The organism is Acinetobacter sp. C13 (assembly GCF_016809775.1).
Taxonomy (GTDB): Bacteria; Pseudomonadota; Gammaproteobacteria; order Pseudomonadales; family Moraxellaceae; genus Acinetobacter; species Acinetobacter pittii.
On the sequence record NZ_JAFBJL010000005.1, the window covers coordinates 133,185 to 153,976 of the forward strand.

Genomic DNA, 20,792 nt, shown 5'->3' on the forward strand with positions numbered 1-20,792 from the left:
CTGTAGTTTTCCCCACTCAGGGGGTAAGCAAAAGAAGCCTTTGCTATGAAAGAAATATTAAAAACTTTAACTGAAGCAATGATGCTACCTGAAGATAGCTATTCTGAACAAGATGCTGAGTTTCTTGAGATTTTCGTCGAAGAAATTGAAGAAATTTTTGTTGATTTGCAACCATTGCTAAATGAATGGATGCGGTCTGAGAATACTGCTACGCTCACTGAAATTCGCCGCCATTTCCATACCTTAAAAGGTTCTGGGAGAATGATTGGTGCTAAATCTTCAGCTGAGCTTGCTTGGACAGTTGAAGACACGCTCAATCGAGTAATCAATCAAAGCCTTAAGTTGACTCCAGCTATCCAGAGTTATGTTCAGTTAGTGTTTAAGTTCTATTTCCTTAAATTAGTAGATAACTTTAAGCAAAAAAGAGCACATGCAGTAGATTTTAGACCGCTTATTTTATTGGGACAACAATTACAACAACAGCAAAGTTTAGAACCTGCTTTAGAAGAGCTTTTACAACTTTCAAATACGCTTACTGCCGAAACAATAACTGGACTTGAGCTAGACTATCTTGAGCAAGATTCATTGGCTGAGTCAATTGTTGAAGATGTACATACTGAAATTGAAATAAATCTAAATGAAACCTTAGCCTTATTTATGGAAGAAGCGGAGGAGCATTTATCGACAATTAATCAGTTCTTAAATCAAGAGCTACATCAGTATGATAGTTACAATGCTTTAATACGTGCTCTACATACTTTGCGTGGCAGTTCTGCAATGGCGCAGGTCGAAACAATTTTTGAAGCCAGTACCAAAGTTGAGCAGTTATTTAAAATCTTATTACAAGAAGAACTTTCTTCTAATTCAGATGAGATTTTATTATTACAAGAATATCGCGATTTTATTGGAGAGAGCTTAGAGCTGCTATCTAGCAATAGTTCAAGTGAACAGCTTGAAGTGAGATTAGAGCAGTTTAATCAATCATGGGATGTCTACGTTGAGGAGCATAGTGATCGAACAGATCCATTAATGCCTTCACATGGTTTGGTATCGCAATTATTACTGTTAGATGTTTCTGAGCTACTCGATGCAGAATTAGATTTTGAGAAAGGAATTCGTAACGAGTTTCCTGGTTATCTTGAACGTCTAAGTGAACAGGCTGATTTGTTGCTACAGCATACCCACTCTCAAGCAATGCTAGGTTTACATGAATATACGAGCCAATTGAAAGACAGCTATAATGTATTGCTTGATAAACCTGTGTTATTGCAATCGGACTATATTTTTGAAATTTATCAAAAAGCGCATCAACAACTTATTCAATTGTTCGATGCTTTAGCTGCTGGTCAGCGAGTCGGTATTGTTAAGCAACATCAAAGTATTCTAGAAGAATTAAAACTTTATACGCTACATACACCTAGTATTCAAAATGATGTATCTCAGCAGAATTTTACTTTTGATGAGTCACTATTCAATATTGAACTAGAGCCTGAAGTTCCAGAAGTTATTAGAGTAGAGAATTTATCAGACTCTGCTGACTGGACCCTATTAAGCCAAAGTGTACAGCAAGATCGTCAATATATTTCCTCTACACAGGTAAATCAAAACTTTGATCCAGATCTATTAGACATTTTCCTCGAAGAAGCTGATGAGTTGCTTGAAGGAATGGATACAGATCTTAATATTTGGATTAATGATCAACAGAACTTTGCGGCTCTCAATAATTTGATGCGTTATTTGCACACCTTAAAAGGTGGAGCAAATATGATCCAAGCAATTTATATTGGCTTAATTGCACATGAATTGGAAAGTATTTATGAGCGATTAATTCAAAGACAGCTAATTGCTTCATCTGCTCTCATTGATTTTATACGTCTGGTTCAAGATGACTTGGCTGACCGTCTACAAATCATGCGTGAAAAACAGCTAGATTATGAAGCTTATTACACAATTAACGCATTGAAAAGAGCATGTCAAAACTCTAACTTCCAATCTGCACCTGAGATTGAAGTATCTGATATTGAACGTGAGATATTCTCTGAACAAGAGGTGATATCTGAAGTATTAATAGATGAAGTACCGGCAGAAATTGAAGCTGTTATTGAAGAATTAGAAGCTCATCATGATCAAGTATTTGATACAGCTGTTACTGAATTGGCTGCGCCAGTTGAAGCAATAACATCAGTTGTATCGTCGCACGAGAATGACGCTCTGGTTGATGAAGAGGACATTACTGCTGTTGTTGAGCAGACATTCCTTGAAGAAGCTGCTGAATTGTTAGAAATGGCTGATATGCTATTGAAACAATGGTTTGATCAGCGTACGAATCGTAGTATCTTGCTTCAATTACAAAGGGCCGTGCACAGCTTGAAGGGTGGTGCACGAATGGTTGATTTAGAAGCCGTGTATGCGATTGCCTATCAACTTGAGAATACTTTTGAACAATTTGCACTACATCACTTCAACTCGAATATTTATGACCATTTGCTCGAAAGTGCAATTGCATGGCTAAAAGACGCAATTTTCAAGTACAACTACCAGCATTTCGATGGACTACAACAAAGTCTGGAAAATATTCAATTCTTTGAAACGAATATCCAAATTCCAGCTAAGTTAAGTAAAGCTGATTTGTTTAGCTCAGAACCCGTGATGACCTTTATACAAGGTGATGGTACAGAACCACCGCCAATGATGGGAGCATGGGAACAAACTCAACGGCTCGATCAAAATAATGAGATGATCCGAGTTTCGGCAGATTTAATTGAAAAAATGATTGATCTGTCGGGTGAAAATTCGATTAACCGTTCGCGAATTGAAATGGATTTAAGCCAATTTGGACATACGCTAGCGGAAATGGAATTGGCCATTCAGCGACTTGCAGATCAGTTGCGTCGAATGGAAGGTGAATTGGAAACCCAAATTATTGCAAAACACGGTATTGAGCACTCTCGATATACGGAGTTTGATCCGTTAGAGATGGATCGATATTCGTCTTTAAATCAATTATCAAAATCTCTTGCTGAATCTGCATCGGATTTGGTCGACTTTAAAAATACATTATCTGACAAAATCAGAGATACAGAAAGCTTACTTTTACAACAGTCACGGATTCAAGCAGAAATTCAAGAAGGTTTGATGCGAACGCGATTAGTACCTTTCTCTCGATTACTGCCGCGTTTACAGCGAATTGTCCGTCAGACATCTACAGCTTTGAACAGACCTGCAGAGCTTTTTGTAAATAATACCGAAGGTGAGTTAGATCGCAATATTTTAGAACGGTTAGTGACCCCGCTTGAGCATATGCTCAGAAATGCAATTGACCATGGTCTAGAAGATCGCGTGCAACGTCAACAAGCACAAAAACCAGAAACTGGACGTATTGAACTTAATATCCATCGTCAAGGTACAGATGTTGTTGTGACATTTAAGGATGATGGAAGAGGTATTGATATCGAAAAGGTTCGTCAAAAGGCATTGATGTTTGGTTTAATTAATCCTGAACAAGTATTGGAACATCAAGATATTTTACAGTTGATTTTCCATCCGGGTTTAAGTACAGCTGATCAAGTTACTCAAATTTCAGGTCGTGGTGTAGGACTGGATGTAGTACAAAGTGATATTAAGGCTCTAGGTGGCCATGTGAGCGTAGAGTCTGTGTATGGGCAGGGAACGGTCTTTACAATACGTGTTCCAACTACAGTAGCGGTTAGTGATGCCTTAATGGTTAAAGTTGCTGATCAGCAATTTGCAATCCCTCTGGCCCAAATTGATCGAATTGTACGAGTTTCACCTGCATCATTAGAACAATATTTTGGAAGCGTACAAGAATTCTTTGAATTTGAAAATAAACGCTATCCATTGCGCTATTTATCTGAATTTGTTGGTAGTCAACCAATTCCGCGTTTAAGTGGAATGATGTATTCATTACCAGTATTAATGATTAAGGCAAATAATGGCCAAACTGTCGCATTATTAGTTGACCAACTGATTGGATCACGTGCACAGATTGTAGTCAAACCAATTGGGCAGCAGTTCTCTAGTATCGGTGCGATTGCAGGAGCAACTATTTTAGGTGATGGTCAAGTTTGCTTAATTTTAGATGGTCAAAATATTGCTCGCCAAATTCAGTCTACTCGTCGACTTAAGCTGGTTAATGAAGCGGTTTATAGACAACGAGAGTCTGATGAGCGACGTCTCATCATGATTGTGGATGACTCAGTAACTGTGCGTAAAGTAACCTCTCGTTTACTCGAGCGCCAAGGCTATGATGTTGTGACCGCTAAAGATGGTGTGGATGCTATAGAGCAGCTAGAAAACATTAAGCCAGATCTGATGCTGCTTGATATTGAAATGCCACGCATGGATGGTTTTGAAGTTCTTAATCTTGTACGACATCATGATATGCATCAATACATGCCAATTATTATGATTACATCCCGAACAGGTGAAAAACATCGTGAACGAGCATTCTCATTAGGTGTAAGTCAATATATGGGTAAACCTTTCCAAGAGGAAGAGTTATTAGAGAATATCGATGCTTTACTTGTGGCGTTTGAAAGTGAGGTCAAATCATGAAAGGTAGTGTAAATACATCTTTGATCGGTAATATGGACCAACAAGAGCTACAGCATCTTATTACGGTTTCAACTGGTTTTATTGATGCCTATATCATTGAATGTAATGATGAGGTACCTATGTTGTTGCCGCAAAATATAGTGTTATCTGCTATGGATGTTAAAAACGGTATCAAGCATATTGAATGGCATGATGTAAAACTCCCTGTTTATTCGGTTCACAACGAAATAGATTCTCGAGCAGTAGCTTTAGTCATTGAAAGCGAAGATATTAGTCAACGTTTTGCACTTGTGTGTAAATCGATGCCAGTTTCAGTTCGTCTGCGTATTTCTGAAGTCGTAGATGAAAATGAAGATATACAAGAGTCTTTACAGCACTCAACTGTATTTAAATATGTTCGTATGGACAATCAACGCTACCATGTTCCTAATTTGCAATATATTCAAAATTCACTTCATCTATAAAATATCTAAAAAAGGAATTCATTTTGAGTTCCTTTTTTATAAAAAATAGGTGAAATTCTTTTATAGAATATAAATTTTTTTGTTTAAAAAATCCATGAAGTGCTTGCTTTATTTATATCGCAAATTTATATTTTATATGTATTTCAAATGCTAGAATATAAGAAATTACCAATATTTACTTTTAATAAAGTCTCATACTAAATTTTAAAAGGAGATAAATTGAAGTTATAGTTAAAGGATGAGCCTAATTTTATTATATTAATCATAGCGAAATAACCTAGAATAAAATCTTTATAGCAGAAAATAAATGTCAATTCATAAAGAGCTACATATTTTAAAAACAGATGATCATGGTGAATTTGCTTTATGGGAAATTTCTAAAAGAAATAATTCTCTAATAAAAAAAGAAGCAATTTTCTTATCTCATGGTGCATTTTCGGATAAAGATGTTTGTATAGGCATTGCAGATTATTTGGCAAATCATGGTTATATTTGTTTTATTTTAGAGTGGCGAGGGCATGGTACTAGCCCAAAAACAGATATACCATTTAATTTTGAAACTGTTGCATTATATGAATATAAAACTGCATTTCATTATATTCAACATAATTTTAATGTAACCTCATTACACTGTGTAACACACAGCGGTGGAGGTCTATGCTTAACCATGTTCTTAATTAATTATCCTGAATATTTAAAAAATATTCAAAGTATTACTTTTATTGCTTGCCAAGCATTTGGAGTAGTAAATAATTCTTTTGATTTTATTAAACTATTTTCTGCAAAATTAGTTGTAAAAGGTCTAGGTCAGATACCAGCTAATAAATTTAAATTAGGACGAGTAAATGAAAGCTATTACACGATGCGTCCATGGTTTAATTGGAACTTAAAGGAAAATTTTATAAGTGAATTTAAAGATATAGATTATAAAAAATTTATGAGCTCTATTAGAGTTCCAATATATTCTATTTGCGGGGCTGGCGATAAATTTATTGTCCCTACTAAAGGATGCTATAAATATTTGCAAGCTTTTGAAAATGAAAATAATATATTTCGAGAATTTGGTCATTCCAATAATAACTTAGAAAATTATTCTCATAGTCGAATTGTACTTAGCCAAAATGCTGCTAAAGAAGTCTGGCCAACTATATTGCAATGGATAGATAAGAATTCAAAAGCAGCTTTTTAAGCCATTTATATTAAAACTAATTTTCTAGTTTATTGAATTGAAAAAACGCCCCAAAAAGGGCGCTTTTTCAATTCATTCGATCTTAACTTTTACTTAGCTAACAAATTTTCCAAAATTTGCTCATAAATATCAGTTAGTGGATCAAGGTCGTGTACATCAACATGTTCGTTAATTTGATGAATTGTTGCGTTCAGAACACCTAACTCTAATACCTGTGCGCCTGTTGGAGCAATAAAACGGCCATCAGAAGTACCACCACTCGTTGAAAGCTCAGTTTCAGTACCCGTTACGTTCAAAATAGCAGTTTGCGCTGCATTAACGAGTTCACCCACAGGTGTTAGGAATGGTAAACCAGAAAGATTCCAAACGATTTCGTACTGTAAACCGTGTTTATCTAAAATCTCATGCACACGTTGTTTAAGTTGTTCTGCTGTTACTTCTGTTGAATAACGGAAGTTAAAAGTAACTTCTAGGGTGCCAGGAATGACATTCGTTGCGCCAGTGCCAGCATGAATATTTGAAATCTGAAATGATGTTGCTGGGAAATATTCATTTCCATTATCCCAAACAGTTTGGCACAGTTCTGCTAAAGCTGGTGATGCTTCATGAATTGGGTTACGCGCCAAGTGTGGATAAGCCACATGACCTTGCTTACCTTGAACTTTTAATACGGCATTAAGTGAACCACGACGACCATTTTTAACAATGTCACCCAATTTATGAGTACTTGAAGGTTCACCTACCAAACACCATGTCATCTTTTCGTTACGTTTTTCAAGAGTCTCAATCACTTTAACCGTACCGTTAATAGCAGGGCCTTCTTCATCAGAAGTAATTAGAAAAGCAATTGAACCTTTATGATCAGGATGTTTTGCGACAAAACGCTCAGATGCAACGACCATGGCTGCAAGAGCAGTTTTCATATCTGCCGAACCACGACCATATAATTTTCCATCGCGAATTTCAGGTACAAACGGATCTGAATTCCATGCTTCTAACTTACCTGTCGGAACTACGTCAGTATGACCGGCAAAACAAAATACAGGTTCTTCAGTTCCGCGACGCGCCCAAAGATTGTCAACTTCACCAAAACGCATTGGTTCAATATGAAAACCAATTTTGGCTAAACGGTCTGCCATGATGGTTTGGCATGTATGATCAATAGGAGTAACAGAAGGTTGTTGTAACAGTTCTAAGCTAAGCGAGAGAGTGTCTGAATGGTTCATACCGAAAATTGCGTGCTGATCAGGTGAAATATAGTCCGATATAATAGGCGAATCTCTAGGGGATGGGTACGTAAAAATAAAAAAACCTTATCGGAACGATAAGGTTTTTGACGTAATAACTCTAACTTACATTTTATCTTGTGTTTTTTCAGCAGTATTTGTTACAGCATCACCTGCTTTAGAAACATCTTGCCCAAAACCTTTAAACGTATTACACCCTGTTAAAATCACAGCAACCATTACAGACGCAGCTAAAACTTTTTTCATCATTTTCTCCGTTTAAATTTAATAATGAAGTAAATTTAGATTAAAAAACAAACGGAAAAAGAAACATGACTGTTTAATAGTAAAAACGTTATAAAATGTTTCTAGAAGCTTAAAACTTATTGTTAATTAGCTTAATTTTTGCAGGTGAGGCTTGATGTTTAAGTACGAAGGATGTCTAAACATATAAAACAAAACCTCTTCACTATTTTTACAATATAAACCGTCTGTCCACCAATGTGCTGAATTCGAACTAGGTTGTTTATTTGGACACAACCATTCGTGTCTTTCCAATCGATAAAAAGAAGAGTGTGGAATGCTAGTGCCCCAATATCCCAATCGACGCTTTAAATTTATCCAGTCTGGTAATGATTGTTGCAAATTTAATTGTAAAGGAAGATAGAGCTGTCCTTTTAAAACAGCAAAACGTTGTTGAATCTTAAAATTTAATGCTTCAGGGAACTGAAATTGTTTGTTAGTAAAATGATAAAGTTTTTTGCTTAAAGTATCTTGACGGTTTAATCCAATCCATTGTTCTAAATGTAAGTCTGCCTCGCCCAAATAGTATTTTAACGCGACTTCCCAATGTTCAATTTGTTGAGTTTCTTTATTTAAAATTAAAAAATCTAGCTCACCTAAAGTTTTTGCTCCATCAATTTTTTGAATACTATGGCCTAATAGTTGGTAAGGATGATAATTATTCTCTTGTAGCCAGAACCAAAGTAAATTCTCAAAGCGTAAACCTAAGCGTGTACTTTTAAGTTGAGATAAAAACTGGATTAAAGGCTCTGGGGACTGATCGAGCTCTTTTAACCGTGGTAAATAATTTTGGAAATGCTCTTCCCATACTTCGGTTGGGTGCAGCTTAAAGTCGTGTTGTATAGAAAAACTTTTTGGTAATTGGCAAAGTAAATTTGGACTAGCAATACAAAAAGCCAGCTGTCGCACTATAGGATGTTGAAATTGAAGCCATGGTTCGAAATAGGAAGTTTTCACTGAGGCAATATTCATATATTTAATACTCGAAGTAATTCATCCTAATTTCATAAGGGATCAACAAACAATATTAGAAAAACACTTTATACTAACGCTAACAGCAGGTTAAGGTTTATATATGCGAACATTGTTCTGGCGCTCTTTGGTCGTGATTTTTATCACACTAGGCATTATTGGAGCAATTTTACCAGGTATGCCCACAACAGTGTTTTTAATTCTAGCTGCATGGGCAGCTTCAAAAGGATGGCCACAAATGGATGATTGGTTGTTAAACCATCCCAAATACGGCCCAACATTACGTGATTGGCGAACCAATGGTACAGTACCACGTAAAGCCAAATGGATTGCAAGCATAATGATGGCAATCAGTGGCCTTATAATGCTATTTACTTCAGCACCGCTTTGGGTCAAGATTTTTACTGATACTACCATGTTCATCGTTGCAGTTTGGTTATGGCTACGCCCTGAGCCAAAATTAAAAGATTGATAATCTTTTAATTTTGGCGCAAGACAAGCAGTGAAACTGCGCGTAGATAAGAGAAGATTGATAATCTTTTAATTTTGGTGCAAGACAAGTTCTTCATATAAATTTTTACTTAAACTCAAAGTATTTGAGTTGATATAAGAGAATAAGTTCAATGTCTCAATTTAAGCTCGAAGATGCAGATGTCCTCATCGATTTAGCAAATCAAACATTAACTTTGCCTAAACATAATAAGTTTTATGTCATTTCTACCGGAAAGAACGGAATCGGTGAGCAAGAGAATACTGGTAGGACTCCACGTGGATGGCATAGGGTTGCAAAAAAAATTGGTGCACAATCTCCTCAAAATGCGGTTTTTATTGCACGTAAGCCAACAGGGGAGGTCTATAGTAGTGAACTAGCAGCACAATTCCCTGAAAGAGATTGGATATTGTCACGTATTCTTTGGTTAGATGGCTTAGAAGAAGGCTTTAATAAAGGCGAAGGTCATGACACCATGCAGCGTTATATCTATATTCATGGCACACCTGATAAAGAACCGATGGGTGTTCCCATGTCACATGGATGTATTCGAATGCGTAATGAAGAAATCATTGAACTGTTTGATTTAGTCGCTGAAGATGCATTGGTTTATTTATCTGAGCAATCTTTAACCTAAAATAAGATTTTAAAAATTCTTATTTAATTAGCTGAATGATCAAAATATTAAAATAAGTGCTTAAATAAAATACAAAAAATTGTTTTTTACTTAATAGTGACTTATTTTTAATCATTCATTCGCATTTTTTTGAAAAGTTGTCGAAAAGCGTTTGACACCTGTTAAAGATTCTCTATAATGCACCTCACAAACGATGAAGACGTTAAGGGCGCTTAGCTCAGTTGGTAGAGCGTCTGCCTTACAAGCAGAATGTCGGCGGTTCGATCCCGTCAGCGCCCACCAAGCCTTTACGTTAAGCTCTCAAGTGCAGCGGTAGTTCAGTTGGTTAGAATACCGGCCTGTCACGCCGGGGGTCGCGGGTTCGAGCCCCGTCCGCTGCGCCACTTAAGACTTAACATCGTTTACCCCACAATTTCGATATTGTGAAAGTGCAGCGGTAGTTCAGTTGGTTAGAATACCGGCCTGTCACGCCGGGGGTCGCGGGTTCGAGCCCCGTCCGCTGCGCCACTTTTCAGTTCGGGTTGTGTTTGGAAGAAGGTTTGAAATGTAAAAATTTTAAATCAAAAAATTAATGAATAATTAGTTTTCTTCTAGGGCGCTTAGCTCAGTTGGTAGAGCGTCTGCCTTACAAGCAGAATGTCGGCGGTTCGATCCCGTCAGCGCCCACCATATATGTGACCATACTTTATCTTAAAGTATTGTAGTGCAGCGGTAGTTCAGTTGGTTAGAATACCGGCCTGTCACGCCGGGGGTCGCGGGTTCGAGCCCCGTCCGCTGCGCCATTCTCTTGATTCCCTTGTCTAGAGAATGTAGAGTATAAAGATACATTCGCTATCTTTTCTCATTAAGGGCGCTTAGCTCAGTTGGTAGAGCGTCTGCCTTACAAGCAGAATGTCGGCGGTTCGATCCCGTCAGCGCCCACCATAATTTCTATCAGAAATTTAAAATTCCCTAAATTTATACTCATCTATAAATATCTTATACTTACATGTAAATTTATTTACTATGTGACTCAGTGTAGATACAACTTTTCTATTCTAAAATTAAAGTCCTTATATCTTTAATTTATTCTTTTTACTGATCGCTATTTTTTTAGTTTTTAACATTAGTGTTTCCTCATGCTTTTGATGGGATTCCTCAACCTCATTAAATTGCGTTACTAGTGGTTAAAGATAAGTATCTAACTTGCAATTTATGATCTTCAGCTTAGATCAACTCTGTATTTGTACCGATCACTAATATTTTCACAAATAAAAAAACTGCTATTTTTTAAATAGCAGTTTTTTTATTAAATTATTTTTAATATTCGTTTAAAAGCCATCCACTTGCATATGCGAAATATTCACGTAACCATGCATTGTAGCGATTAGCTAATGGTGTTTCTGCCGCTACTCCATAAACTTGGGTATAGCCCTGTTTTTTTGCAATTGCTATTGCTCGAGGAATATGAAAATCACTTGTCACAATAGCGATTGGCTGCTCTAAGGTAATGTGGTGCTGTTCTAATAAGGGTTTACTATTTTTTAAGTTAAGCTCTGTGCTAGTGCTTTTATCTTCAAGGATCATTTGATCTCTTGCGATATGATACTTTTGTTCAAGATAACGAGACATAACCAATGCTTCGCTTTCTTTTTCTGAAAAATCAAGACCACCTGTTAGAACAATCTGTGCTTGCTGCTGTTTTAGGGCTAGAGGGGCGGCCGTATCTAAACGTTTTGCAAGAATTGTGGATGGCTGACCATTCTCAACACAGCTTCCTAAGACAATAATTGCTTTTACTGGAGGAATATTATTTGAAGTATCTTTATTTTCTTTAATAAAGCTAAAAAAATAGCCTAAGCCAATTAACCATATCCAGAAGCATAACCATCCAAAACGCCAAAGTGTGTGTAAGCGATAGTGATAGAAGAAAAAGCGTTCTAAATGATAATAAAATAAGGAATATAGGCAGAGGAAAGCACCTAAAATTAAAGGAATAACGGTGCCTACATTAATTTTATTGAGACAAATTAGAACTAATCCATCTAGAAATAAAATCGAACCAATGATTGCTAGGAAAATACGGATCCACTTACTGACTTGCATTGTGCTTAGAGTTGCAATTTAAATTGCAGACAGTGTATGCAAAATCATTCTGAATGCAATAAAAAACCGAGTAAAGCATTTAAGCTATTACTCGGTTTTAGTTTTTATTGATCTTTAATAAACATCACGGCGGTAACGGCCTTGTTGTCTTAAATCATCTACCTGTTCTTCACCTAGAATTTCGATAAGTGCTTGATCGACTCCACTTGCCATACCATCAATACTACCGCATACATACAGAACAGCACCCCGTTCTACCCAGCTTACTAATTCTGCTGCATTCTGACGGATTACATCTTGAACATACATGCGTTGTTCTTGATCTCTCGAAAATGCTAAATCGAGGCGTTTTAACATTCCTGTGGTTTTCCATGCCTCAATAGTTGATTCATAGAAGAAATCACATGCTCTTTGACGTTCACCAAAGATTAACCAGTTTTCAGTGTAATCATGACGTGTACGGGTGTGTAATAGGCTCATTAAGCCAGCAATACCTGTTCCGTTACCAATACAAATAATAGGGCGGTTATCATCAATAAGATGGAATGATTCATTGGTACGAATACGCAAAGCAATTTCATTATTAACTTGTGTATGTTGAGTCAGCCAACCTGACCCTAAACCTAAATTACCAGACGCATCATATTGTTGACGAACAACCAAACGAAGGACTTGCTGAGACGGAATGCTCGCAATCGAATACTCTCGCGTTGGTAGAGTAGGGAGCTGCTCTAATAAATGATCCAGATTGGCAAATGGTTCAATTTCACCAGTTAAATCTTTATTCCAAAGCGCTTTTTCGATTGAAATCTGCAATGAATCAACTTTTGAATTTTTAAGAATATGATGCTTTTGCAAAAAAGCATGAATACGTTCAGGACTATTACCAGGCTGGATTTCAGCAATATCACCCGCTTGCCATATCGCCTCATGATTTGCTTTAAGTTCAATATTATAAGCAGGCTGACCTAAGCTATTTGGGTTGAGTAAATCACGTTGTTGTAATGTCCAACTATCAAATACTTTTTCCAGATTTACAGCATGTAAATCTAATTTGGTTGCTTTAGCGAGAGATTGATTCCAATTTTGAATATCCGATGGGTTTGCATTATCAACTTCAATTGTATTGAAGAGAGCATGGGCACCATTTGCTTTAAGCCAAGCATCTACTGCATGGCCAAAACTACAATAAGTGTCTGGATATTCTTTAGAGCCCAGCGCTAGAACAGCATAGTTGATGTGCTTAAGATCCACATTCAATTTTAAAAGTTTTTTAGCAAAGCTTGTAGCAAGATCAGGAGCATCACCAGTACCATAAGTACTGATCACAAATAAAACCTGCTGATGTTGCTCTAAATCAGTTTGTGTTAGCTGCTGTACAGGTTTTACCTGAACGGGTTGATGAGCCTCTTGTAAACTTGTTGCCGTACTCCAAGCGAGTTGTTCAGCTACGCCGGTTTGAGTTGCATAAGTAATAAGCCAAGGTTTTGCATTTGGATCAATGTATTGTCCTGCTAAAGACTGACGAGCCGCCTGTGTTAATTTTTTCTGTTTACGGCGTTTAAGGTAAAGCATCCACCCAGTAACTAAGAACAAAGGCATTGCTAGAGAAGCAAGCATCGCAACGAATTGATAAATTGGTCCAAAGAAGCTACCGCGGTGTACGGGTAACATGCTGCTCATAATCTTTTGATTAAGCTTTTTGTCTTCGTAAAGCTCCATCTTTTCGATGTTGCCAGTTTGATAATTATAGATGGCTTGGTTACGTGCCCGTTCGTGTTGTGGGGTAGCATCGACAAAGCTTAACTCAATTTTTCCATCATCTTTTTTCGGTAAGCTTAATGTTAGAGTCGAATAATCACGTCCAACCTGACTATTGAAGCCACTCCATGTTTGATTAAGTACTGTAATGAGTTGAGTATTATCTAATTGAGGCTCTGATTTTTTATCATTATTACGGTCAGATTGTTTACCTTGCTGTATTCCACGATTTTGATTTTGAGGAGTAGCGCCATGATCTTGTCGTTTAGGCTGTTCAACTCCCATCACTTTGAACATGCCACTACGCCACCAATCATAAGACCAATATAGTCCTGTACATGCGAAAAGAAGATAAAAAACAATGACCCATGTGCCGACAACAGCATGTAGATCCCAAATAAAATTCCGGCCTTTGAGTTTCGGTTTAACAGCAAGCCATTGACGAGCAGAGTGCTTTTTAGGCCAACGTAAATATAACCCACTGAGTACGAAGTAAATTAGCATGAGTGCGCAGGCACCAGTAATTTGTTTACCAACTTCACCTGCTGTTAAATTACGATGAATTTGTTGTATGAGTAACAATAACTTTCGACCTTTAACATCTGGAAGAACCTCAGCGTTATAAGGGTTCACCATCATATTGTAGCCACGGCGTTCACCTTCTTTTTCAATGTTTACAATAGAAGAAGAGGTGGGGTCCTTGGCAATCGTAATGCTATTAATTTTGATTTCAGGTTGGGTTGTATTGAAATGCTGGTAAAGCTGAGCAGGAGTTAATTTTGGAGTGTTTTCAGCTTGAACAACATAACTATCAGAATTCACCCATTTTAAAATTTGTTGGTCATAAGAATAAATTGCACCTGTAACACCCATAATGGATAAGATTAGGCCAGCAGTAATACCCAGAAACCAATGAATTTGAAATAAAATTTTTTTAAACATGGTCGAAAATGTAAATATGATGGAGATCTTGTAACGAAGTATAGCCGAAGATTGGGGAGATAATATGGATTTTGGAGATAATATTAATTTTCATTATCATTTATTTTTAGCTTTATAAAAAACCTCCATGAGGAGGCTTTTTATAAAATCTAGAATTACAAGGTTTTTGGTTCGCCTACAGATTCTTTTAAGTGTGTGCGAATTGTGTTGAACGAGAAGTTTTTAGAATCCATGCGCTTAGGTAGGATATAAGCACCTTGTTGTTCTTGGCCTTTTGGATCTTTTACTTTGAAATTGACCAAAATAAAATCAGGTGTATTGTACCATTCGTAGATATTTTTCCATCCAATAGTACCTACGCCTTCTTGTAAGCCCATTTGTTGACGCATCACAATACCATGAGGCTGCACACCTAAACGAATACCTTTGATTTCCTGTACCGGAAATTCATTCATTTTGCGTTTAACGTACCACTCTAATCCGTATTTACGACCTAGGTAGTAAAGTACTACAGCAACAATAGCAACCCAGCAAAAAACAGTAGAGTAGTTCTTAATAAAAATAAGACCTAATATAGCTAGGGCTAAAACGACACCCATAATTGCCCAAATTTTTGTGCTGATTTTATTAGTACTGCGCCAGATAAGAAGCTGTGCATTACGTTGTTCAGCTTCTGACACGTCATAGGGAACAGGCTGAAGCGTATAAGCGTATAAAGTTTTCGCGGTCATAGTGCAAATAACAAATTGTAAACTGTTTTAAGTTTAGCATTAATTGGCATAAGTCAGGAAAGGATATTATGCCAATTTCATACTAATTTCCGACTCAAATTTATAACGATGCAAGCTCGCTGGCATCATTATCAAGATCATGACTTAGGCGTTGTTTTAGCATACTAAAACGGTTCAATACACCAAGCATGAGTGATAGCTGCTGTAAAATAATGAGTGATTTTTGATCCTCTTCATTATTTTGGCTCAAACGTTGACGTATCGTCTGGAGCATATTTTGTGCTGTAAGATCAGGCATCTCATCTCTTAATAGAGCACCCTGAATATCATCCAGTGCTTGATCTAAGAGTTTAAGAACAGCTTGATCTTGAATGCTTTCTCGATGTGCTCCAAGTGCTGCGATATAACTTAAAAATGTATGGTTTAAACATAAAAATTCAAAGATATCCGACTTACGGGTAGGGTCAAAGTCTGGCTCTGTTGCTAAAGTTGAAATAAGTGAAGCAACCTCGGCATCTGTATTATGAGCAGCCCGTCTTACAATACGGTAATTCAGCGCATGATTGCGACCTTCATGATATTGTTTAACAACTTCAGCTAAATAATTGCATTGAGCTTGTAATGAACGTCTGATGTTGCGAGGTAAGCGTCGGAATTTCCAGTCGGGCCAAATAAATGTCACTCCAAACCAAGCTAGGGCACATCCAATTAAAGTATCTACAAATCGCGGAATAGCAGCGGCCATTGCCGAACCATCTAGATTAAAGTTAATTAATGCCAAAATTGTAATAAACGCGGTTGCTTGAGCATATTGCTTACTGCGTAGCTCAAAAAACAATACCCCGCTTAGGATTAACATTAATAGTTGTCCTTCGACGGAAGGCACGAGAAATACAATGGTAAGACCAACAATAATTCCGACTAATGTTCCGACAATTCGTAAGCGTAAGCGACGTTTGGTTGCGTTGAAGTTAGGCTGGCTTACAAATAGGGCTGTAAGCATAATCCAGTAGCCGTACTCGATATTGGTCATTTGAATCAACACATATCCAATAAAAAGAACAATCGAGACGCGAATTGCATGGCGGAAGAGTACAGATTCGGGAGTTAGATTTTGCTTTATTCGGATGACAATATCATTCCATCCTTGTAAATCATCATCTTTAAGCTGGTTCTCTGCTTGTTTAACTTTATCAGACTGAATGTGTTGTTCCGTTTCTAAGTTAAGTAACTGAGAGTCGATAGATTTTAAATTTTGGTATAAAGCGAAAAGAGCATTTACCCATAAAAGATCATAATGCTGATCACGTCTTAGCTTCTCTAAAGATAGTCTTAAGTTCTCAAAACTCTGCTTGAAACGTTTGTTATGTTTATAGGGTTTACGTTGTAAAATACATTCATTTAACTCTTGGCAAGCTTTACCTTGAACTGCCAAAATTCGTTGAAATCTAAATAAAATATCGCTGTGCTGAAAAATTTTGGCTAACTTTTGATAGTCGATATGGGCTGAGTCAGCACGCTCATGAATGTCTTGAGCGACAAAATAATAATGTAAGCTTCGACGTGTATCTTTTTGTCCACGGTCACCTTTTAAACGAGTCAATAAAGCTGTTTTTAAGTCATTAAAAATCGTAATTAATTTGCCATTTTCTAATGACAACTCAATCATGCTTTGCTGATAGCTGGCAGGAGTCATATCTACATCAAATAAGTTTGATTTTGCAAATAGAAAATCACCTAGAGAGGCATAAGACGCTGCGAGTTTGTCTTGAAGTTGGCGAACGGGGAATAATAAAAAGCTAATCGTTGCAATGAGGCCATACCAAGCAGCGCCTGCAACTAAAAGAGCAGGTTGAATATACCAGTGATCGAAAAGGTGAACACCCAACATGGTATAGACCGAAACAACCAAACAGCCATAAGAAATGGTGGCGTAACGACGTCCTAATGAACCTAGTAAAATCCAGCCAATACATGAAGCAATCAACCCTAAGGCAAAAGCCATTGGGTAGGGGAAAAGTAGTTGTACAGAAGCTGCGGTAACGAAGAACCCAATATAAGTATAAATTAGGTTCATGATTCGCACGGAAAAGCGATCATCAATATCACTCAAACCTGCTGCGACTACACCTAAAGTGAGTGGAATAGTTGCTAATTGATAGCCTAAAAAATAAGGCACGAAAGCAGTTCCTGAAAAGGCTATCAGCATTCGTACGTTATACATAAATGTTGTGTTATAAGTCGCTCTTTTTAGGCGTTTAAACCAAGATTTCAAATGAAGTCCTTGCTGATCAACCTGAGTGATAAAGGATTTGTGTATTTCTACACCAATGTTGCACAAATCATACGATAGACAGTGTAAGCTTGTCTGTATGCAAATGAGTGAAAAATGAAATATCGTTATGTCTGAACAAACAGCCCAGCGTCAATATTCTATTGGCTGGATTATGTTGCTCGCTTTACTTACGGCTTTAGGGCCGTTATCCATTGATATGTACTTACCTGCGTTACCACAAATGGCCCATGATTTTGGGGTAAGTACGCAAATGGTGGCAAATACACTACCAGCTTATTTTTTTGGTTTAGCCATTGGGCAGTTGGTTTATGGTCCTTTAAGCGATCGTATCGGTAGAAAGAAACCACTTTACTTTGGCCTCGCGCTTTATGCAGTCGCAAGCTTATTTTGTGTAATGGCTACTAATGAATGGAGCTTGATTGCGGCCCGTATTTTACAAGCTTTAGGTGGTTGTGTTGGCGTAGTCATGGCTCGTGCGGCAATACGCGATAAATTGGATGTACAAGGCTCTGCACAAGCTTTCTCAAGCATGATGATTGTCATGGGGCTTGCACCAATTTTGGCTCCTATGATCGGAGCATGGATTTTAATTTGGTTCCCTTGGCAGGCTATTTTTATTGCGCTTTCAGTTGTGGGTGCACTATGTTGGCTGTGTGTACATTTCTTTTTTAAGGAAACTTTGGCAAATGATAAAAGGCTTAAGCTATCGCTCTATCAAGTGGTGACTTTATATGGAGCTATTTTCAAAGATGCGAGTTTCCGCTTACCTATGTTTGCAGGCTGTTTAACAGGGGCTGCATTATTTTGCTATATCAGCTCAGCGCCTGCGGTTTTTATGGATCAGTACGGGCTTAATCAGCAAGAATTTGCCTACGTATTTGGACTAAATGCTTTTGGTATTATGTTGATGTCTTCTTTAAACAAGCATTTAACAACACGTGTTGAAATTACCAAACGCTTAAAATCGGGTTCACTTGTGCAAGTGACTGGAGCCATCATTGTATTTATTGCTGGTTTAATTCCTGCGGCGCCTTTATGGCTGGTTATGGTAGGGTTGTTTTTAGCTATTTCAGGCATTGGTTTAACAGGCCCAAATGCGATGGCGTTAGCAATGTCCAAACAAGGTGCTCGCGCTGGAACAGCAAGTGCAATTATGGGAAGTATGCAATTCGCTTGTGGCCTTTTAGGTGGCGTGCTTCTTAACTTCCTGATTTGGTCTGCATCGCTCAATATGGGGGTGATGATGGTGTTATTTACACTAAGTGGTTTTATTGTCGTCTTGAAAGCGACACAACAGGTCGAAAGCAAGCCATTCTCATAGCTTTTAGAGAATGGCCACTTATAGCTTATTCGTCTAGAAAAACTGTGAAATTTTCAACAGGTTCTCTAGGTGTAATAAAGGTATTTACAATATGATTAGGGTCAGCATGGCCTAACGCAATTGCACATACTAGTTCTTCGTCATCTGAGGCACCTACTATATCTAAAACAATAGGATGAAAATGATTCCAAGCTGCTTGTGGGCATGTATCTAAGCCACGTGCCTTGGCAGCGACCATCACGTTTTGAATCATCATTGCGATATCCATTTTAGAGCCGATTCCCATCGTTTTATTTACGGTAAAGAAAAGGCCGACTGGTGCATCAAACAATTTAAAATTACGTAGCTGCTGTTCAGCCATTTTTTCTTTTTCGCCCTTTTTGATTTCGAGTAAACCGTAGAGTCCCCAACCATTCTCGCGGCGGCGGTCAATAAAAGGGGATATCCATTTTTCAGGGTAATAGGCAAAAGTCTCTTTATATTGTTCTGCTAGTTCAGGATTTTTTGAAACTTCAATTTGTGCAGCACAGACACGTTCAACTATTTCATCACGCTTTTTACCTGTGACCACATAGACTTTCCATGGTTGGGTGTTCGTTCCAGAAGGTGCTCGACTTGCGACTCGTAATATATCTTTAATGACTTCTGGCTCAATTGGAGTATTTAAAAAAGCACGGACAGAATGTCGAGAAGTGATAGCTTCATCAACGAGACGAACTTGTTCCAGATTCATGCGTACTCCTATATCTTTTCTTAAATACTTAATACTTTTTTGAAGTTTAATTTCATGTTTTGAAAGTACTTCATTTATAAGCAAAAAATATTAGAAAAGGGATATCCTTAAAGATATGATGATGTGTTTAGTTTGGATATAATGTCTAATTAACTCTAATGTGAATATGCCACTTTAGATCTAAATAGACAAAAAAGTATGATGTTTTTGACTATAAAAATAAATTTATAGCATCAGTTGGATTAAAAATCACTCAATTGAAAAAAAGGTATAATATGTTTAAAAACAGTACAAAACAGATGATTTTGGATAAAAAATAATCGGAAATAACATAAATTTTTAATGAAAAACATACACAAAATTTTAAATTTCTGCATAATACCGACTTTTTTACGCAGGTATGATTTCTCCATACTCATGTTAGGAAAGAAATGGCTGCATACAAAATCCCTTTACAAAAAGGATTTGGATGTAGAAATGGAGAAATACACGAGGAATAAGGAGCTTTACATGAGTTTACCGCTCATCAACAAGCAGTTCATGAAACAAGGATTGGCGATTACCATTGCAACCATGAAAATGAACGTAACTCACGCAACTACTGAGCCACAAGAAATACAACAGCTTGGTACAGATCTAAATGCACTCTTCTCCAATCAGAGGGAAAAGGGCGCAGATAGCCGCGTTATGGCGATGGCTCGTTACAGTCTTTGAAATTCATATCCATTTTAGACATTCGCTCTCAAGTATATGTAAATATGCTTATTGGCTTAAATCCAGATTTTTATAACTCGATTAATTGATGGGAATCATTAAGCGAGCTGATTTAGCGGTGGTCATTTGTTAGTTTCCAAGTTTGTAGCCGAGTCGATGCATTCTGTTCACCCAAATGGGAATATGTTCAGTGGTGCGATGAATTCATTTTATCTGAAGGGTGCTTTCTCTCATGCGACCTTCAAAGGCTTAGTGCTGGGCATTATGTTGCTTAAACTTGTGACGTTAATTGCTATTCAAGTGACATTAAAAGTTTTTCCTTAAATGTACTGAAGAAGTCCCTATTTTGAGGG

16 protein-coding genes and 6 tRNA genes are annotated in these 20,792 nt (G+C 37.3%); 14 read left to right on the forward strand and 8 right to left on the reverse strand.

The annotated features are described in order from the left end of the window. The first annotated feature begins 45 nt into the window (after positions 1-45). The 3 genes from JGE69_RS14610 to JGE69_RS14620 all read left to right on the forward strand — a co-directional run bounded on the left by JGE69_RS14610 (position 46) and on the right by JGE69_RS14620 (position 6,228). Positions 46-4,575, forward strand: coding sequence for an Hpt domain-containing protein (locus tag JGE69_RS14610; protein ID WP_199113898.1), 4,530 nt, complete (start codon positions 46-48; stop codon positions 4,573-4,575). Then, entirely contained in the window at positions 4,572-5,039 is a 468-nt protein-coding gene (locus JGE69_RS14615) for a hypothetical protein (protein WP_199113899.1), read from the forward strand. Before JGE69_RS14610 ends, JGE69_RS14615 begins: the two co-directional genes overlap by 4 nt. Positions 5,040-5,346: 307 nt before the next feature. Next, positions 5,347-6,228 (forward strand): alpha/beta fold hydrolase, encoded by an 882-nt coding sequence (locus JGE69_RS14620; protein ID WP_199113901.1) that lies wholly within the window; start codon positions 5,347-5,349, stop codon positions 6,226-6,228. A gap of 89 nt (positions 6,229-6,317) precedes the next feature. Here JGE69_RS14620 and dapE read toward each other — a convergent pair whose 3' ends face one another. The 3 genes from dapE to JGE69_RS14635 all read right to left on the reverse strand — a co-directional run bounded on the left by dapE (position 6,318) and on the right by JGE69_RS14635 (position 8,729). Beyond that, positions 6,318-7,454, reverse strand: coding sequence for a succinyl-diaminopimelate desuccinylase (dapE, locus tag JGE69_RS14625; RefSeq protein ID WP_199113903.1), 1,137 nt, complete (start codon positions 7,452-7,454; stop codon positions 6,318-6,320). A gap of 126 nt (positions 7,455-7,580) precedes the next feature. Then, positions 7,581-7,724: an entericidin A/B family lipoprotein gene (locus JGE69_RS14630; protein ID WP_014207555.1), complete on the reverse strand. Its 144-nt coding sequence runs from the start codon at positions 7,722-7,724 to the stop codon at positions 7,581-7,583. 123 nt (positions 7,725-7,847) lie between these two features. Next, entirely contained in the window at positions 7,848-8,729 is an 882-nt protein-coding gene (locus JGE69_RS14635) for a DUF1853 family protein (RefSeq protein ID WP_199113905.1), read from the reverse strand. 103 nt (positions 8,730-8,832) lie between these two features. Here JGE69_RS14635 and JGE69_RS14640 point away from each other — a divergent pair, with 103 nt between their 5' ends. The 8 genes from JGE69_RS14640 to JGE69_RS14675 all read left to right on the forward strand — a co-directional run bounded on the left by JGE69_RS14640 (position 8,833) and on the right by JGE69_RS14675 (position 10,780). After that, positions 8,833-9,201, forward strand: a complete 369-nt coding sequence (locus JGE69_RS14640) for a YbaN family protein (protein ID WP_174725434.1) — start codon at positions 8,833-8,835, stop codon at positions 9,199-9,201. A 151-nt stretch (positions 9,202-9,352) separates the two neighbouring features. Beyond that, the gene (gene elsL / locus JGE69_RS14645; protein ID WP_046811942.1) at positions 9,353-9,856 is read left to right on the forward strand and encodes a cell wall-recycling L,D-carboxypeptidase ElsL; all 504 of its coding nucleotides are present in this window, start codon (positions 9,353-9,355) and stop codon (positions 9,854-9,856) included. A 206-nt stretch (positions 9,857-10,062) separates the two neighbouring features. Next, positions 10,063-10,138, forward strand: a tRNA-Val gene (locus JGE69_RS14650). A gap of 24 nt (positions 10,139-10,162) precedes the next feature. After that, positions 10,163-10,239 (forward strand) — tRNA-Asp (locus tag JGE69_RS14655). Between the two features lie 47 nt (positions 10,240-10,286). Next, positions 10,287-10,363 (forward strand) — tRNA-Asp (locus JGE69_RS14660). An 86-nt stretch (positions 10,364-10,449) separates the two neighbouring features. Continuing rightward, positions 10,450-10,525 (forward strand) — tRNA-Val (locus tag JGE69_RS14665). 36 nt (positions 10,526-10,561) lie between these two features. Continuing rightward, positions 10,562-10,638 (forward strand) — tRNA-Asp (locus JGE69_RS14670). A 66-nt stretch (positions 10,639-10,704) separates the two neighbouring features. After that, a tRNA-Val gene (locus tag JGE69_RS14675) sits at positions 10,705-10,780 on the forward strand. 375 nt (positions 10,781-11,155) lie between these two features. On the opposite strand, the gene JGE69_RS14680 is transcribed toward JGE69_RS14675, so the two are convergent. The 4 genes from JGE69_RS14680 to yccS all read right to left on the reverse strand — a co-directional run bounded on the left by JGE69_RS14680 (position 11,156) and on the right by yccS (position 17,650). After that, positions 11,156-11,941: a YdcF family protein gene (locus JGE69_RS14680; protein WP_199113907.1), complete on the reverse strand. Its 786-nt coding sequence runs from the start codon at positions 11,939-11,941 to the stop codon at positions 11,156-11,158. Between the two features lie 114 nt (positions 11,942-12,055). Next, positions 12,056-14,644: a PepSY domain-containing protein gene (locus tag JGE69_RS14685; protein WP_199113909.1), complete on the reverse strand. Its 2,589-nt coding sequence runs from the start codon at positions 14,642-14,644 to the stop codon at positions 12,056-12,058. A gap of 155 nt (positions 14,645-14,799) precedes the next feature. Continuing rightward, positions 14,800-15,375 (reverse strand): SdpI family protein, encoded by a 576-nt coding sequence (locus JGE69_RS14690; RefSeq protein WP_002116136.1) that lies wholly within the window; start codon positions 15,373-15,375, stop codon positions 14,800-14,802. A 100-nt stretch (positions 15,376-15,475) separates the two neighbouring features. Beyond that, on the reverse strand, positions 15,476-17,650 hold the full coding sequence (gene yccS, locus JGE69_RS14695; RefSeq protein ID WP_151302303.1) for a YccS family putative transporter: 2,175 nt from the start codon (positions 17,648-17,650) through the stop codon (positions 15,476-15,478). Between the two features lie 127 nt (positions 17,651-17,777). On the opposite strand from yccS, the gene JGE69_RS14700 reads away from it, so the two are divergent. Then, positions 17,778-18,992: a multidrug effflux MFS transporter gene (locus JGE69_RS14700; protein WP_199113911.1), complete on the forward strand. Its 1,215-nt coding sequence runs from the start codon at positions 17,778-17,780 to the stop codon at positions 18,990-18,992. A 25-nt stretch (positions 18,993-19,017) separates the two neighbouring features. On the opposite strand, the gene JGE69_RS14705 is transcribed toward JGE69_RS14700, so the two are convergent. Beyond that, the gene (locus tag JGE69_RS14705; RefSeq protein WP_199113913.1) at positions 19,018-19,725 is read right to left on the reverse strand and encodes a nitroreductase; all 708 of its coding nucleotides are present in this window, start codon (positions 19,723-19,725) and stop codon (positions 19,018-19,020) included. Between the two features lie 510 nt (positions 19,726-20,235). On the opposite strand from JGE69_RS14705, the gene JGE69_RS14710 reads away from it, so the two are divergent. Both JGE69_RS14710 and JGE69_RS14715 read left to right on the forward strand, forming a co-directional pair. Beyond that, on the forward strand, positions 20,236-20,439 hold the full coding sequence (locus JGE69_RS14710) for a hypothetical protein (protein ID WP_005064392.1): 204 nt from the start codon (positions 20,236-20,238) through the stop codon (positions 20,437-20,439). Positions 20,440-20,622: 183 nt separating this feature from the next. Then, positions 20,623-20,763 (forward strand): hypothetical protein, encoded by a 141-nt coding sequence (locus tag JGE69_RS14715; protein WP_014207545.1) that lies wholly within the window; start codon positions 20,623-20,625, stop codon positions 20,761-20,763. The last annotated feature ends 29 nt before the right edge of the window (positions 20,764-20,792 follow it).